Genomic DNA, 15,389 nt, shown 5'->3' on the forward strand with positions numbered 1-15,389 from the left:
TACGATTAAAGTCGTTATTCTGATTTATGCGACGGCTACAATATCGTTTTTCGCCAATCCACACAAGAATGAGTAAACAAACCGGGCCAGAAATGACGTCTCCTACCCAGATTCATTCACTATTTACATATAACGATCAGCAGCTACGAATTATTATCGGAGAATTTTTCGGCAATCCAGATCGAAAGCAATTAAAACACGCTCAACGAGCCGCGGTGATAAATCTATATAAGCAACTCAATATTGATGGAAAATTCCCCGACACCTGGTCAAAAGACCCCAATGGCAAACCCCATTTCCATCACCACCCCTGGCAACTGTCCATCAGTCACAGCGATCGGTACGTTGCCCTGGTCGTAGCCAGTCACGGCCCCTTGGGCATCGATCTTCAAACCCATGGCCGCCGGCACCAATCACGGCTGTCTCGCTACCTAAACTGGCCCGAATCCCAGTTTTTCCATCGTTGGTGCCTGTACGAAGCGGCGTACAAAGCAGGACTGACGGGTTCGCGTTCCCTGCTCGAGCTGGTTGCGGACGCCGAGTTGTCGCCGCAGCCGTTTTCCTTCCTCAATGCCACCGGCCACTGTTGGTCTCCCGCCCCCGGACTGTCCGCGGCCTTAATCACCGCTACGGACTTGTCGACACCGGCGCTCTGTACTAGTTTGATAACAAGCTAAAAAATCAAATCAGCTCGGACGCATCCCATTTCAATGAGGACGCCAGACCTATGCCGACGTTGTTTTTTTGTTGTTTGCCCCTCCTCCTCTGCGGTTGCAACAACCTGTATTTTTACTCGCCCGGACCCCAGGAACAACCACTCGTGGCGCCACAGCATTCACGTTACCAGGATCACTGGCTGCCCTCGCGCTCCGGCAATACGCTTCACCTTCAGTACCACTTCGCTTCCAGCCGCAGTGATCGGCTGGTGGTCCACTTTCATGGCAACGCCGGCAACCTCAGCGAGACCGGAGAAAAGGTCCTGTGGCTGCTGGAACACGGGTTCGATGTGCTGATGTTCGACTACTCCGGCTATGGCCACTCCACCGGCCGGGCCACTTCTGACGCTCTGGCTCAGGATGCCGCCACCGTGTTGCGCTTTGTCAGCCGCAACCCAATCACCCGCCACAAAAACACCACCATTATTGCCACCTCGATGGGCAGTGCCATCGCCCTGGAAGGGCTGGCCTTAACCGGGCTGGAAGCCCATTTCAACCAGCTTCTGGTGGACAGCTCATTTGATCTCTATTCGCTGTTAGCCCGGGATGTGGTGGCCGACTACCCGGGCGGGCGGCTGTGGCGCCACCTAATTCCCTGGTTTGTTGATGACCGCGCCTCACCGATCCATACCGCCAGCCAGCTCAAGCAGTTGCCGGTCATCATCTCCCACTGCCGCGATGATCACCTCATCCCCTACCAACGGGCCGCGGGTCTGTATGACTCCCTGAATACCAACAAGCAGTGGTGGTTACTGGATAATTGCCAGCACGCCAGAGGCTTTACCGACGAATACCCCAACCATCAACAGCAATTACTTTTTCAGCTAAATATCGGGGAGGCGCAGGTGGGGTTCGAATCGAATCCGGAGTCAAAGCACCCGCCGCGAGCCAAGCCTCATAATTCGGCACCAATAGGGGGCAATTCATTTACCGCCCCAAGGGGCAAATAGTTTATCGGGATTTGATACTAAATATGCAACTTAAGCCTAATGAGTATCGCTCAACCTAAATATCCTATCCGGGGTAAAGAATAAAAAACGCGGCCATCAGTCGCGCTTTAATTCCACCGTAATGGATAAAATTTGATGGATTGACCGCGCTATTTCAACGCCTTTCGATCATTACCCGCTTGTCCGGTAATGGCTGCATCCTGTGTTACAGGCCCACCTCTGAACTCCCTATTACGCTTTATGGCGCAAGCCACCGCACCCACCATAAAAAGTCATAGCAATGAATCATTCTGTTGCTTCAGGACGTTGAAGAGAGCTAAAAAAAGCCAAATAATAGTAGCCCCTCATCAAACTCCCACAGGAAAGCGATACCATGAGCCCCAACCCAGGCAAGGCCGTTTTTCTCACCGCCCTGAGTGTGATGGCCTCGCTGCTGATGTTTCTCTATCTTCAGCCACGCTACGGCAGCGGCATTGCCGCCCTGACCTGGCTGCTGCCGGTGGTGGTCGGTTTGGCTCTGCTATTACACCATCGCCGTGCCGACCGGCACGCTGCCCCAGACCACCGCGGCCAGGACTGGAGCGGCGTCTACCAGTATCAAATGAAACGAGTCGTTTACCGGGTCTGTCCCGCCCTGGTTCTGTTCGCCCTCAGTTGCGCCCTGCTGGCACTGCAAGGACGAGGCAGCAACACGCTACTCAGCCTGTGCCAAAGTCCGCCTGGCCAGGTGTCTGCGACCACATTGGCACTGGTGGTCACCCTCGTCGGCTCCATCTGCAGCGTGATTGTCGGCCTCTATCGCTGGGCGCGCTGTCCGGCCTGCGGGGAGTTACCTCCGGGAACCGGCGGCAGCACCGGCGGCGTGCCGCTGTTTCTGGATCATTGTCCCAGGTGCCACGCCACTCTCAGTCGCGCGCCCGCCGTCAGGAAGTAAACCCAGGTAACACCGGCGTTGGGCGGCCCCTCGGTCAGGGCTTGGGGAACGCCCATGATCTTCAGGCCATCAGACTTTAGATAGGTCACGACGCTGCCGCATTGGATGGTCGCTCCGGTACTGGAAAGCGGCGCATGGGTGCCTCTGTTGCCATACAGTCAGGGCGATGGATTGCCTGGCTACACCACCTATCCGCAAAGTCACCATATGTCGTCGCAAGTGTGGACGTTCATCCGGCTCTTACAGGCGAGTCTGGCGCAGGTTCCGCTGTTCGCCCCGCTGGCATCAAGGTAAGCCGCCCCGGCGGCTAACCAGGGCGGCTCCTCAGCCCGCTCTATGGGCTGACACTAACGCCGTCCGGACACGGCTATTCAGGCTCATCCAGCGCCACGCGAGCCGGATCCGGTGCCACCCACTGACGACGCTGTCCGGGTTCCGAGATCACATAGCCCAGCATCACCCCGATGCAGCTGAGGCCAATGGCGATGCCCACCGCTTCCAGCGCCCGGCTGGCGAACAGGGCTACCGCCGCACTGGCAGCAAAGCTGATGCTGATTTGAATGCTGTTTTGCAACCCTGCCGCCGTGGCCGGGCACTCTTTGGCACACCCCAGTGCCCGGTTGACCACAATGGGGTACAGGGCGCCGTTGGCGGCCGCCAGCAGGCAGAAAGGCGCCAGAAGCGGCCAGATCACCGGAATCGACAGCTGAGACACCACCAACAGGATCAACGACGCCAGACCAAACACCAGCAGCAACTGTTTCAATACCCAACCATCGCCGCATTTCTCCACCGCCCGCTTGCCCAGATAGCCGCCAACCATAAAGGCCAGAGTCTGGGGAATGAACACCCCGGCAATGTCACCGGCGCCGTAGCCTAAGGAGGTCATCACCTTGGGCAGGCCGGTGAGAAAGGCAAAGAATGCCGCCGAGCCAGCACTGTAGATCAGCACGTTTCCCAGATAGTTAGGACGACGCAGCAGCAAACCAAAATCAGCGGCGATGCTGGTGTTGGTCGGCAGCGGCCGATCCGCAGATCGCATCAGGGTCACCCCAAAACAGAGCGCTCCCATGGCCGCCAGGGCAACAAAGATCGCTTGCCAGTCAAAGCCATGCAGCAGTGCCACCCCTAACTGAGGCGCCAGCGCCGGGGTCAGTGCCACCAGCGGCATAATGGTGGCAAACAATCGCCGGGCATCGGACTCGCTTTTTTCTGCGATCACCATCGCCTGCCAGATCACCGCCGCCGCCGACACTCCCAGGGCCTGCAGCGCTCTCAGCAGCAACAGTTGCCAGATGCTGTCCACCACCAGTACCGCCAGAGAGGAGAGCACAAACAGACCCAGTCCCAGCAACAAAGCATTGCGACGACCAAAGCGGTCGGAGATCACGCCCCACAACAGCTGCCCCAGCGCCAACCCCGCCAGAAACACCGACAGGCTCAGCGCCACCGCTTCGGCGCCGGTACCAAAGTAGTCCTGCATGCGTTCAAAGGCGGGCAGGTACATGTCCGTGGCCACAAACCCCAGCATCGACAACGCAGCCAGATACACCATTTCCAATCGAGCCATCTTCATAACATTTCCAATCAAAATAATTAATCAATGGAGTGGCGCCTACCCCATGTATATCAAGGGCTGCGATTGTAGAGATCGTCATGAAGAAAATTAAACGATATAATCACCCTCTATCGTTCAAAAAATTTGATTAGTATGTTTTCCAAACACACCTTGGTGATGCTGGACACCGTCGCCAGGCTGGGGAGCTTTACCCTGGCCGCCCAGCAACTGCACAAAGTGCCGTCGGCCATCAGTTACAACGTCAAGCAGGTGGAACGGGATCTCGGAGTCACCCTGTTTCAACGCCTGCCCCGACGGGTCGAACTGACGGAAGCGGGCCGGCACTTTATGGCGGAAGCCCGAGTGATGCTCAGGCAGATGGAGGAGCTTCGGCAGCAGACCCAGCGGGTCGCCAACGGCTGGCAACAGACCCTGAGACTGGCGCTGGATAATGTGGTCAAACCGCTGCGGATCACGACATTGGTACGCGACTTCTATCGCCAGTTTGACGACGCCGAACTGGTGATCAGCATGGAGGTGTTTAACGGCGTGTGGGATGCGTTGGCCGATGGCCGGGCCGACATCGCCATTGGCGCCACCTCCGCCATTCCGGTCGGCGGTGACTTTGGTTTTCGCGACATGGGAGAGCTGCAATGGCGCTTTGTCATGGCCCCCCACCACCCCTGCGCCAAAGAGGCGGTGCTCACCCATCAGCAGCTGGAACAATACCCGGTGATCTGCCTGGAGGACAGTGCCCGAACCCTGCCCAAACGCAGTAACTGGCAACTGGATAATCAGCGCAGACTGATGGTACCGGACTGGCCCAACGCCATCGCCTGCTTCATCGAAGGGCTGGGTCTGGGCTGCATGCCCAGCCACTATGCCGACCCGTTGATTGCCAGGGGACTGCTGGTCGAACGCGCTTTGCCGGATCCGCGCCGCCCCAGTGCCTGCTGCCTGGCCTGGCGCAATGACGATAGCAACGCGTTACTGGCCTGGGTCCTGGATTATCTGGGAGACAGCGAGCAGCTTAACCGCGAATGGCTCAGCTAACCGACCGAACCTCAGCCGAAAGCAGGATGGTAGGCGACCTCGCCACAAGGGACACTTCCCTTCAGGCTCCGGGCCATAAAGTACTGAGCCGGAACCCCGGGGTAGGTCAACGAGGATTCCGCCACAAAGCCAAAACGACCGTAATAGGCGGGATCACCCACCAGCACCACCCCGTTCACACCCTGGGTGCTGAGTCGTAAAATCGCCTCATTGACCAGCGCCGAACCAATGCCCTGGCCCTGGCTGTTCGGCGTCACCGACACTGGGGCCAACCCGACCCAGCCCAGATCCTCGCCATCAATGGTCACCGGAGAGACGGCGATGTGTCCCACCACCCGCTCCTGCTCCAGCGCCACCAACGACAACACCAAGGCCCCCTGACCACGCAGCCTTTCCACAATCAGGTGCTCGGTAGGCTGGGCTCCTGGCTCATGATGAGGATGGTTGAGAAACGCCTCGTAAGTGATGCGGCCGATGGCCTCACTGTCACCAATCTGTTCAACCCGTATCTGCATATCCCACCTCAACCATTTATTGTCCCTAAAGTGTACCTGAGTGGCCCACGCAAACAATCACTTACACAGTTTTATCCGTTGACTTGCATCCGGTTTTGCAGCGCCAGTCGCTTTTCCCTCCGCCGCCAACAGCAGGGTCTGGGCATGAACCGGATTCCGGATGGTATAGATACCCTCCCTGGCGACGACAGGTTTAGAAACCGTGAACAAGCTGTGGTATTTTTGCCACTCCCTGCGTCTATCCGCAACAATAAATTACAACAGGAACACCGCGTGTCATTTCGATCTCTTTTTCTGGGACTGTCCCTTGTGGGATCAGCCGCCATGGCGGCCGATCCCCTGTCGGTTGCCACCGACCCCTTCCGTCAGCTGGATGAACTGCTGCCCACCCCCACAGTATACCGAACCGCATCGGGCCAACCCGGCCACCAATACTGGCAACAGCAGGCTGACTACCGCATCCAGGTTTCCCTGGATGACAGCAACCAGTCGCTGTCAGGAAAAGAGACCATCAGCTATCAGAACCACTCTCCGGATCGGCTGAGATACCTGTGGGTTGCCCTGGATCAGAATAAATTCCGTCAGGACTCCCTGGCCAACCGCATGCGAACGGTCACCGTTGCCCGCGAAGGCGACCAGGCCAATCGCGTCGACATGGGCAGCTACCGCCGCGCCCTGGAAACCCAGACTCACCCGGCCGGCGTTACCCTCTCTCTGGTGGCCGATGGCCAGGGTAAGCCATTACCCTACACCGTGGTCGATACCATGATGCGGGTCGACCTTGCCACGCCGCTGGAACCGGGCCAGGCCACCGAACTCACCATTCACTGGCAGTATCAGATTCATGAACAAAAAGCCCTGGGCGGTCGCTCCGGCTATGAGTATTTTGAGCGGGACGACAACTACCTGTATGAAGTTGCCCAATGGTTCCCCCGCATGGCGGTGTACAGCGATGCCCACGGCTGGCACAACAAGCCCTTCCTGCGCCACGGGGAGTTCACCCTGGAGTTTGGCGACTACGACGTCAGCATTACGGTGCCCGCCGACCACATCGTCAGCGCCACCGGCCAACTGACCAATCCACAGCAGGTGCTAAGCGACACACAGCAGCAGCGGCTACAACAAGCCAGAACCGCCGCCAAGCCGATAAAAATCATTACTCTGGATGAAGCGCTGGCCAATGAAAAGCGCCGTGCCAGCACCACCAAAACCTGGCGATTCAAGGCGGAGAACGTCCGCGATTTCGCCTGGGCCTCCTCGCGCAAATTCCTCTGGGACGCCCAGGGCTTTAAACAGGGTGATACCGATACGCTGGCGATGTCGTTCTACCCGGAGGAGGCCACTCCGTTGTGGGATCAGTACTCCACCGCTGCCATCATCCATACCCTTGAGGTCTACAACCGCTACAGCTTCGACTACCCCTACCCGGTGGCCATCTCGGTCAACGGACCGGTCGGAGGCATGGAGTACCCGATGATCTCCTTTAACGGCCCCAGACCGGAGATCAACAAAGAGGATCGTAGCGATCGCACCTGGTCCAGACGCACCAAATATGGCCTGATCACGGTGATCATTCATGAAGTTGGCCACAACTACTTTCCGATGATCGTCAACTCCGATGAACGACAGTGGACCTGGATGGATGAGGGCATCAACACCTTCGTGCAGTACCTGGCAGAGCAAAGCTGGGAGGCAGACTACCCCTCCAAAGGCGGAGAACCCCGCCACATCACCGGCTACATGAAGAGCGATGGCCAGGTGCCGATCATGTCCAACTCAGAATCGATTCTGCAGTTTGGCAACAATGCCTACTCCAAGCCGGCCACCGCCCTCAACATTTTGCGCGAAACCATTCTCGGCCGGGAACTGTTTGACTTTGCATTTCGCGAATACGCCGAACGCTGGAAGTTCAAACGACCGATGCCGGCGGACTTTTTCCGCACCATGGAGGACGCCTCCGGTGTGGATCTGGACTGGTTCTGGCGCGGCTGGTTCTACACCACCAATCACGTCGACATCAGCATCGACGACGTACGCCAGTTCAGCGTCAACACCCAGGATCCTGACATCGAGTCCCAGTGGCAACGTCAGCAGGAGCAGGAGAAGCCGGAAACCATCACCGATCAGCGCAACCAGGGCATGAGCCGGTTTACGGACGGCAAACCGGAGCTGTTCGACTTCTACAATGAGCACGACAAGTTCACCGCCACCAATGCCGACCGCAATACCTACCGTAAGGATCTCGGCAAACTGGAGCCCTTTGAGCGCGAACTGCTTAAAGACGACCACAACGTCTATCTGCTGGACTTCAGCAACCGCGGCGGTCTGGTGATGCCGATTCTGCTGCAGCTCAGCTATGACGACGGCAGCAGCGAACGCCTGACCCTGCCCGCCGAGATCTGGGTCAAAGACGCCAGCCAGGTCACCAGCATGCTGATTCGCCCCAAGGGCAAGCAGTTGACCCAGGTCGTGGTGGATCCCCATTGGCAAACCGCCGATGTGGACACCGGCAACAACCACTTTCCACGCCGAATTCAGCCATCGCGATTGCAGCTGTTTAAGGAGAAGAAAAAGAAAAACATGATGCAGAAACAGCGCGAAGTCCTGAAGACTCCCGCTCAGGATGAAGATGACTCATGAAACGGCTTATCACCACGATGTGTTTGTTACTGCTGGCGCTGCCGTGTTGGAGTCATCGCTATCACTTTGGCATGACCCAAATGAGCCTGAGCGCCGATGGCACCAGCCTGGAGGTCGTGCATCGCTACAATGCCAATGACATGAGCCAGGCATTGGCGCTGCAGGCCGACGAGGGCTTCGAAGACAACGAGGCCCGACTGCGGGCCTACTTAAACCAGCACTTTGTTGTTCTCGATAACGACGACCGGGTCATCGCGCCGCAATGGGTCGGCCAGGAGTCGGATGTACGGGACCTGTGGATCTACCAGGAGCTGCCGCTAACCGAGCGGCTGCGCGCTCAGTTCAGCCAAGGAGTCCGCGTCGGCGTCACGCTGCTGTTCGAACTGGAGCCCTCACAAGTCAACACCCTGACACTGCAGAGCCACGGCACCCTGCAGACCTGGCAGCTGGACAGGCGTCAACCCGCGGCCACAGTGCAGCTGAAGCGGCACTGATTACTGGCCCGGAGTGCACACCCGGGCCATCAATAACGCATCAACGTACCGGCCGTCCCGGAAGGCGTACTTACGGGCACGGCCCTCCTGCTCGAATCCCTGTTTGCGATACAGCGCCAGTGCCGCGGAGTTATCCGCATAGACCTCCAGCTCAATGCGCCTCAAGGCCAGCCAGTTATCGGCCAGATCCAGCAGGGCCGTCAGCAGCGCACTGCCCACTCCCATACCTCATGACCGGCCGTATTTCGCAAGCTCTGAACGCAAAAAGCCCGGCTGGATGCCGGGCTTTTGGGTGTCACTCTGTGTGCACTTAACCGATGTGGGTCAAGCCGCCCATGTAAGGACGCAGCACCTGCGGAATCTCAATGCGACCGTCAGCCTGCTGGTTGTTTTCCAGAATGGCCACCAGGGTGCGACCCACAGCCAGGCCGGAACCGTTCAGGGTATGCAGCAATTCAGGCTTGCCGGTGTCCGGGTTACGCCAGCGCGCCTTCATGCGGCGAGCCTGGAAATCGCCCATGTTGGAGCAGGAGGAGATTTCACGGTACTTGTCCTGGCTCGGTACCCACACTTCCAAATCGTAGGTTTTGGTGGAGCCAAAGCCCATGTCGCCGGTGCACAGCACCACTTTCCGGTAGGGCAGATTGAGGTTTTTCAGAACCTGCTCGGCGTGACCGGTCAGCTCTTCCAGGGCCGCCATCGATTCTGACGGCTTGCTCAACTGAACCAGTTCGACCTTATCAAACTGATGCTGACGGATCAGGCCGCGGGTATCACGGCCCGAGGCGCCCGCTTCACTGCGGAAGCACGGTGTATGGGCGGTCAGTTTAACCGGCATCTCTTTGGCCTCGATGATCTCATCGCGGGCCATGTTGGTCAGCGGCACCTCGGCGGTGGGGATCAGGCTCAGACGACGATCGGTGTCCTCTTCCAATTGCTCGGTGTGGAACAGATCTTCACCAAATTTTGGCAACTGGCCGGTGCCACGCAGGCTGTCCGGATTCACCAGCAGCGGCACATACATCTCGGTGTAACCGTGCTCCTGGGTATGCAGATCCAGCATGTACTGAGCCAGGGCACGATGCATGCGGGCGACCTGGCCCTTCATCACGATGAAGCGGGCACCGGACAGCTTGGCGGCCGCGCCAAAATCCAGGCCGTTGACGCCTTCACCAACATCAACGTGATCCTTGATATCAAAATCAAACTGACGCGGTTCACCCCAACGGCTGACTTCCACGTTTTCATCTTCATCGGCACCAACTGGGCAGGAAGCATCCGGCAGGTTAGGAATGCCAGCGACGATGCCGTCCCACTCCTCCAGCAGCTTGTCCTGTTCCGCTTTGGTGGCGGCCAGCTTATCGCCCATGGAAGCCACTTCGGCCAGCAATGGCTCGATGTCTTCACCGCGGGCCTTGGCCTGTCCGATCGACTTCGAGCGACTGTTACGTTCAGCTTGCAGTTCCTGAGTTTCGACCTGCAGCGCTTTACGCTGTTCATCCAGTTTGGTCAAACGAGCCACATCCAGGATGTAGCCACGAGTTGCCAGACGCTCGGCGGTTTGCTCGAGGTCGGCACGTAGGTATTTGCTGTCTAACATATCGCTCTTATTTTAAATTCGTGCATAAACCAGTTGCTGACCGCACAGCACCATCAACAGACAGAGGCCGACGTTCAGCAACACATTCAACATGGCTTTAATCCAGAATCCTTCCTGCATCAACAGAATGGACTCATTGGAGAAGGTCGAGAAGGTGGTTAACGCACCTAACATGCCAACACCAATGAAGGCTTTCAGGGCCGGAGGCAGATCGGAAACGTCGCCCCACGCATAAAGCGCCCCCATGATCAGAGAGCCGATGCAATTTACGATCAGTGTACCAAAGGGAAAGCCAGTTCCGAATAGCTTTATGGCCAATAGTGATATGCCATAACGTGCGCTTGCTCCCACTGCGCCCCCAAAAGCCACAGCGATTAGGTTATTCATAACGTTTGTTCTCGCTTAAACGGTCCAAATCCGCCAAATGAGCCAGCTTTTCCCTGATTTTCCTCTCCAGCCCACGATCCGTCGGCTGATAAAATTGTTGCTGCGCCAGCTCCTGCGGCAGGTACACGTCCCCGGCGGCATAAGCACCAGGTTCATCGTGGGCATAGCGGTATTCGGCGCCATAGCCGAGATCCGCCATCAATTTGGTCGGGGCGTTCCTCAGGTGCACCGGCACCTCCAGATGGCCGGTTTCCCGGGCAGCCACCCGTGCGGCCTTGAACGCGGTATACACCGCGTTGCTCTTGGGCGCGGCGGCCAGATAGACAATCGCCTGGGCGATGGCCCGCTCCCCTTCTGCCGGCCCCACCCGATGAAAGCAGTCCCAGGCGTTTAGGGCGATCTCCATGGCACGGGGATCGGCATTACCCACATCCTCGGAGGCGATGGCCAGCAAACGCCGGGCCACATAGAGCGGATCACCGCCGCCCTCTAAGATGCGACAGAACCAGTACAGGGCGCCATCGGGGTTGCTGCCCCGCACCGACTTGTGTACCGCCGAGATCAGATCGTAATACTGGTCGCCCTTGTTGTCGTAACGGGCGATGGGTTCACCAGCCACGTCCGCCAGATGGGTCAGGGTCAGTGGCGCGCCGTCGCTCATGTCCACCATCAGCTCCAGCAGATTCAGGGCCCGGCGGGCATCCCCATCCACCAGCTCGGCCAGCGCCTGGGCCACCTCTTCGGGCAACACCACCTGCTGCTTCCCCAGCCCCCGCTCCGAATCGGCGACTGCGTCACAGACGATGCGCTTGATGGCCTCGGTAGAGAGCTTTTTGATCACGTACACCCGGGCACGGGACAACAGCGCGCTGTTGACCTCAAACGACGGGTTTTCGGTGGTGGCGCCAACGAAGATCACCGTGCCGTCTTCGATAAAGGGCAGGAACGCATCCTGCTGACTCTTGTTGAAGCGGTGCACTTCGTCCACAAACAACAGGGTTCGGCGACCATGGGCCTGGGCGATATCTTTCGCTTTGGCAATGGCATCGCGGATCTCTTTCACCCCCGAGGTCACCGCCGAGATGCGCTCGACATGGGCGTTACTGTACTCGGCCACCAACTCGGCCAACGTGGTCTTGCCGGTGCCCGGCGGCCCCCACAGAATCATCGAGTGGGCTCGGCCCGCCTCCAGCGCTTGTCGCAGGGGCTTACCCTTGGCAAACAGGTGTTCCTGACCGATGTAATGCTCCAGCTTACTGGGGCGCATCCGCGCCGCCAGCGGCCGAAAGTCGGGGCTGAAATCCAGATTCAGAGTACTCATTGCCCGCGCTGATCGTCGATCTCAGTCCCCTCGGGGGCGGTAAAGACAAACATCGCATCCGCCAGAGGGGCGGTGGAGAAGTTAGTCAGCGCAAACTCGCTGCGTACCGCCTGGCTGTCGGTCATCGCCAGCGAGGCGATGGCATCGCCGGCAAAGCACACCGACATCTTGCGCACATGGCTGTCTTCATCTTTGGGTTCGGCGTCAAAGCAGTCGCCGCGCTGGCTGAACTGGTATTGTTGCCAGGCTTGCTCGTCGGTTCGAGTCAGTATGGTCAGCGGGGTCTGGGCAATGGCGTCGTCCTGGCGGTATACCGACACCGATTCCATCAGAGGCTCATACACCCACACCGCCTCGCCGTCGGCCACCAACAGGCTCTCCTCCGGTGCGGTCAACTGCCACAAAAACCGATCCGGCGCCCGTAGCGCCAACCTGCCTTCGCCGGTTTGAATCAGGTTGCTGTCTTCGTCGAACACCTGCTGCTGAAACTCGGCCTGAAACTGGCTCAGGTTGTCCAGTCTCAACTTCAAGTTCTGTTCGGCGTTGGCATGGGCCAGCAATGGCAACAACGCCACCGCAATTGCAATTCGTTTCATTCAACCTCTCACTGTCGTGCTGGTACCAGCACTTCTCGGTTACCGTTGTGCCCCGGCGCGCTCACCAGGCCACTTTGCTCCATCTCCTCGACCATTCTGGCGGCGCGGTTGTAGCCAATTTTCAGCTTTCGTTGCACGCTGGAGATGGATGCCCGGCGGGACTCGATGACAAAAGCCACCGCCTCGTCGTAAAGGGCGTCTTTCTCACCGTCAGAGTCGGAGCTTTCTCCCGGCAGCAGCACCTGCTCACCACCACTCTCTCCGGCCAGAATCTCTTCGATGTAATTAGGCTTACCCCGGGCACACCAATCGGCCACCACCCGGTGCACCTCATGGTCATCCACAAAGGCTCCGTGAACCCGCACCGGCACTCCGGTTCCGGGCGGCAGATACAACATGTCCCCCTGCCCCAGCAACTGCTCGGCGCCCTGTTGATCCAGAATGGTACGTGAGTCGACCCGGCTGGACACCTGGAAGGCGATCCGGGTCGGAATGTTGGCCTTAATCAGACCGGTAATCACATCCACCGACGGACGCTGCGTCGCCAGAATCAGGTGAATCCCGGCGGCCCGGGCCTTCTGGGCGATTCGGGCGATCAACTCCTCCACCTTCTTACCGACGATCATCATCATGTCGGCAAACTCATCCACTACCACCACAATGGAAGGCAGTTTCTCCAGCTCCGGCGGCTGCAGATCCATGCTGTCGGTGGGCTGCCAGAACGGATCCGTCAGTGGTTGGCCCTGCTGCTGGGCGTCCAGAATCTTGGCATTATAGCCCTTGAGGTTTCGCACCCCCATGGCCGACATCAGTTTATACCGGCGCTCCATCTCCCCCACACACCAGCGCAGGGCGTTGGCCGCCTCTTTCATGTCGGTCACCACCTCGCACAGCAGGTGCGGAATGCCTTCGTACACCGACAGTTCCAGCATTTTGGGATCGATCATGATCAAGCGGACGTCTTCCGGCGTCGACTTGTACAGCAAGCTGACGATCATGGCGTTCACGCCCACCGATTTACCGGAGCCGGTGGTACCGGCCACCAGCAGGTGGGGCATCTTACCCAGGTCCACCACCACCGGGTAACCGGAGATGTCCTGCCCCAGCACCATGGCCAGGTTCGACTTGGACTGCTCAAACTGCTCGCACCCCAACACGTCCCGCATAAATACGGTTTCCCGGCTCTTGTTGGGCAGCTCCAGGCCGATCACCGACTTACCGGGAATCACCTCCACTACTCGAACACTCACCGCAGACAGGGCCCGCGCCAGATCCTTTGCCAGGTTGGTGATTTTAGAGACTTTGACTCCTGGAGCCAGATCCAGTTCAAACCGGGTGATCACCGGGCCAGGATGCACATCCACCACCTTGGCCACCACATTGAAGTCTGCCAGTTTCAGCTCCACCAAGCGGGCAATCTGATCCAGCTCCTCCTGGGAGATCGGGTTCTGCGCCTTATGGGGTCGATCCAACAGCTCCAGTGTCGGCATCAGGGTCTGGGCTTCCACCTGCGCCGGAGTTAACGCTGGCGGGGCTGCCGGCACGACCTTGGCCGCGGGCGCTGCCGGTTCGGCGGCCGCTGCCTGAAGTTCTGGAGACAGAGCCGGGGCGGAGTCCGGGAACGGCTCGGTCAGGTTGTCAGGAAGCAGCGGTTCCAGCGGACTCAATTTGGGTTCGGCCCGGGGGCCGTCCATCGCCTGCTTCAACTCCTCGGGCAACGCCGCAGGCTCGTCGCTGGCCGTCAGCGATTCGTCCTGCTCCTCCTGTGGGCCGTACACCCGTTCGTCGTACCAGTCGACAAAACGCTTAAACCAGGCAAAACGATGCAGAACCGGCACCTTGTCCAGCCAATCGGAGACCTCGTCATCGGTCACCGCTGACTCGGGTCCGTCCTCGATCACTACCGAGTCGGCCCGGCCCGCCTTAAGCTGGGACGATGCGCGCTGTTTATGGGACTGGGCCACCTGCAGCAGCTCATCGGCATCGTCGTTGTCATTTCGGTCACGACTCATCAGCTTCGACGGCAATCGCCACAACCAGGTCATCGCGGTGATGACGCCGAACCCTACCGCTTCCACCACGGTGGCCCAGCTTAAGCCAGTAAACAGGGTAAAGCCGGCGCCAACAAAGCACAGCAGCAGCAGGGTGGTGCCCAGCAGGTTGAAATAGGGCAGCATGGCATCACGAATCACATCGCCAATGACGCCGCCGGCAGAAAAGTAGTAGATGTCATCGGCATTCATCGACGCCAGGGTAGAAAAACCCAGTAACATCAACAACAGACCAACAATGCGAAGGGCCACCGAGAAGTAATCAATCTCACCGATGCGGTAGCTACGGCGAAACATCAGCCAACCGGTGACTGCGGTCAGCACCGGTACCGACCAGGCACTGAGGCCAAAAGAGAAGTACAGCAGATCGGCAAGCCAGGCGCCTACCCGTCCCATGAGATTGTGTATCTGCCCATCCCAGGCGGTTTGACTCCAGCCGGGATCCGCCGGATGGAAGCTGCCCAGGGCGGCCAACAGATACAGGGCCAGGGCGCAACAGACTATCAGCCCGCCTTCCAGCAACCGCTGAATCCCATTGAGGGTACGGGGCTGAATCGCTTGGTCACTCAAGCTC

Annotated in this window: 13 protein-coding genes and 1 pseudogene; 6 read left to right on the forward strand and 8 right to left on the reverse strand. The window is 58.7% G+C overall.

Annotation, left to right across the window (positions count from 1 at the left end; genetic code table 11):
• The first annotated feature begins 68 nt into the window (after nt 1-68).
• The 3 genes from BLT77_RS19975 to BLT77_RS04700 all read left to right on the forward strand — a co-directional run bounded on the left by BLT77_RS19975 (nt 69) and on the right by BLT77_RS04700 (nt 2,600).
• The gene (locus BLT77_RS19975; protein WP_143026561.1) at nt 69-677 is read left to right on the forward strand and encodes a 4'-phosphopantetheinyl transferase family protein; all 609 of its coding nucleotides are present in this window, start codon (nt 69-71) and stop codon (nt 675-677) included.
• 143 nt (nt 678-820) lie between these two features.
• Nucleotides 821-1,666, forward strand: a complete 846-nt coding sequence (locus BLT77_RS04695) for an alpha/beta hydrolase (RefSeq protein ID WP_176819182.1) — start codon at nt 821-823, stop codon at nt 1,664-1,666.
• A gap of 373 nt (nt 1,667-2,039) precedes the next feature.
• Nucleotides 2,040-2,600 carry a hypothetical protein gene (locus BLT77_RS04700; protein WP_090362824.1) on the forward strand — a complete coding sequence of 187 codons (561 nt, stop codon included), beginning with the start codon at nt 2,040-2,042 and terminating at the stop codon, nt 2,598-2,600.
• 367 nt (nt 2,601-2,967) lie between these two features.
• Here the strand turns inward: BLT77_RS04700 and punC are convergent, their stop codons facing one another.
• Entirely contained in the window at nt 2,968-4,170 is a 1,203-nt protein-coding gene (punC, locus tag BLT77_RS04705) for a purine nucleoside transporter PunC (protein ID WP_245709871.1), read from the reverse strand.
• Between the two features lie 141 nt (nt 4,171-4,311).
• On the opposite strand from punC, the gene punR reads away from it, so the two are divergent.
• Nucleotides 4,312-5,211 (forward strand): DNA-binding transcriptional activator PunR, encoded by a 900-nt coding sequence (punR, locus tag BLT77_RS04710; RefSeq protein ID WP_090362828.1) that lies wholly within the window; start codon nt 4,312-4,314, stop codon nt 5,209-5,211.
• A gap of 11 nt (nt 5,212-5,222) precedes the next feature.
• Here the strand turns inward: punR and BLT77_RS04715 are convergent, their stop codons facing one another.
• A complete protein-coding gene (locus BLT77_RS04715; protein ID WP_090362830.1) occupies nt 5,223-5,726 on the reverse strand; it encodes a GNAT family N-acetyltransferase in 504 nt (167 codons plus the stop codon).
• Between the two features lie 324 nt (nt 5,727-6,050).
• Here BLT77_RS04715 and BLT77_RS04720 point away from each other — a divergent pair, with 324 nt between their 5' ends.
• Complete coding sequence (locus BLT77_RS04720) at nt 6,051-8,366, forward strand: M1 family metallopeptidase (protein ID WP_090363457.1); 2,316 nt, start codon at nt 6,051-6,053, stop codon at nt 8,364-8,366.
• Nucleotides 8,363-8,860 (forward strand): DUF6702 family protein, encoded by a 498-nt coding sequence (locus BLT77_RS04725; protein WP_090362833.1) that lies wholly within the window; start codon nt 8,363-8,365, stop codon nt 8,858-8,860. The genes BLT77_RS04720 and BLT77_RS04725 overlap by 4 nt, the downstream gene beginning before the upstream one ends.
• Here BLT77_RS04725 and BLT77_RS04730 read toward each other — a convergent pair.
• The 6 genes and pseudogenes from BLT77_RS04730 to BLT77_RS04755 form a co-directional block, all read right to left on the reverse strand.
• Nucleotides 8,861-9,088: pseudogene (locus BLT77_RS04730) on the reverse strand (GNAT family N-acetyltransferase); the annotation flags it as partial.
• Between the two features lie 82 nt (nt 9,089-9,170).
• The gene (gene serS / locus BLT77_RS04735) at nt 9,171-10,460 is read right to left on the reverse strand and encodes a serine--tRNA ligase (protein ID WP_090362837.1); all 1,290 of its coding nucleotides are present in this window, start codon (nt 10,458-10,460) and stop codon (nt 9,171-9,173) included.
• A 12-nt stretch (nt 10,461-10,472) separates the two neighbouring features.
• Complete coding sequence (crcB, locus tag BLT77_RS04740) at nt 10,473-10,847, reverse strand: fluoride efflux transporter CrcB (RefSeq protein ID WP_090362839.1); 375 nt, start codon at nt 10,845-10,847, stop codon at nt 10,473-10,475.
• Complete coding sequence (locus BLT77_RS04745) at nt 10,840-12,168, reverse strand: replication-associated recombination protein A (protein WP_090362841.1); 1,329 nt, start codon at nt 12,166-12,168, stop codon at nt 10,840-10,842. Before BLT77_RS04745 ends, crcB begins: the two co-directional genes overlap by 8 nt.
• Entirely contained in the window at nt 12,165-12,764 is a 600-nt protein-coding gene (gene lolA / locus BLT77_RS04750) for an outer membrane lipoprotein periplasmic chaperone LolA (protein ID WP_090362843.1), read from the reverse strand. Before lolA ends, BLT77_RS04745 begins: the two co-directional genes overlap by 4 nt.
• An 8-nt stretch (nt 12,765-12,772) precedes the next feature.
• Entirely contained in the window at nt 12,773-15,385 is a 2,613-nt protein-coding gene (locus BLT77_RS04755) for a DNA translocase FtsK (RefSeq protein ID WP_090362845.1), read from the reverse strand.
• Nucleotides 15,386-15,389: the final 4 nt, after the last annotated feature.

The organism is Ferrimonas sediminum (assembly GCF_900100175.1).
GTDB classification, from domain to species: domain Bacteria; phylum Pseudomonadota; class Gammaproteobacteria; order Enterobacterales; family Shewanellaceae; genus Ferrimonas; species Ferrimonas sediminum.

Coding starts and splice junctions, on each gene's coding strand:
- crcB (WP_090362839.1), bottom strand. CDS start 10,847: ATGAATAACCTAATCGCTGTGGCTTTTGGGGGCGCAGTGGGAGCAAGC.
- BLT77_RS04715 (WP_090362830.1), bottom strand. CDS start 5,726: ATGCAGATACGGGTTGAACAGATTGGTGACAGTGAGGCCATCGGCCGC.
- serS (WP_090362837.1), bottom strand. CDS start 10,460: ATGTTAGACAGCAAATACCTACGTGCCGACCTCGAGCAAACCGCCGAG.
- BLT77_RS04700 (WP_090362824.1), top strand. CDS start 2,040: ATGAGCCCCAACCCAGGCAAGGCCGTTTTTCTCACCGCCCTGAGTGTG.
- BLT77_RS04725 (WP_090362833.1), top strand. CDS start 8,363: ATGAAACGGCTTATCACCACGATGTGTTTGTTACTGCTGGCGCTGCCG.
- lolA (WP_090362843.1), bottom strand. CDS start 12,764: ATGAAACGAATTGCAATTGCGGTGGCGTTGTTGCCATTGCTGGCCCAT.
- punR (WP_090362828.1), top strand. CDS start 4,312: ATGTTTTCCAAACACACCTTGGTGATGCTGGACACCGTCGCCAGGCTG.
- punC (WP_245709871.1), bottom strand. CDS start 4,170: ATGGCTCGATTGGAAATGGTGTATCTGGCTGCGTTGTCGATGCTGGGG.
- BLT77_RS19975 (WP_143026561.1), top strand. CDS start 69: ATGAGTAAACAAACCGGGCCAGAAATGACGTCTCCTACCCAGATTCAT.
- BLT77_RS04720 (WP_090363457.1), top strand. CDS start 6,051: ATGGCGGCCGATCCCCTGTCGGTTGCCACCGACCCCTTCCGTCAGCTG.
- BLT77_RS04745 (WP_090362841.1), bottom strand. CDS start 12,168: ATGAGTACTCTGAATCTGGATTTCAGCCCCGACTTTCGGCCGCTGGCG.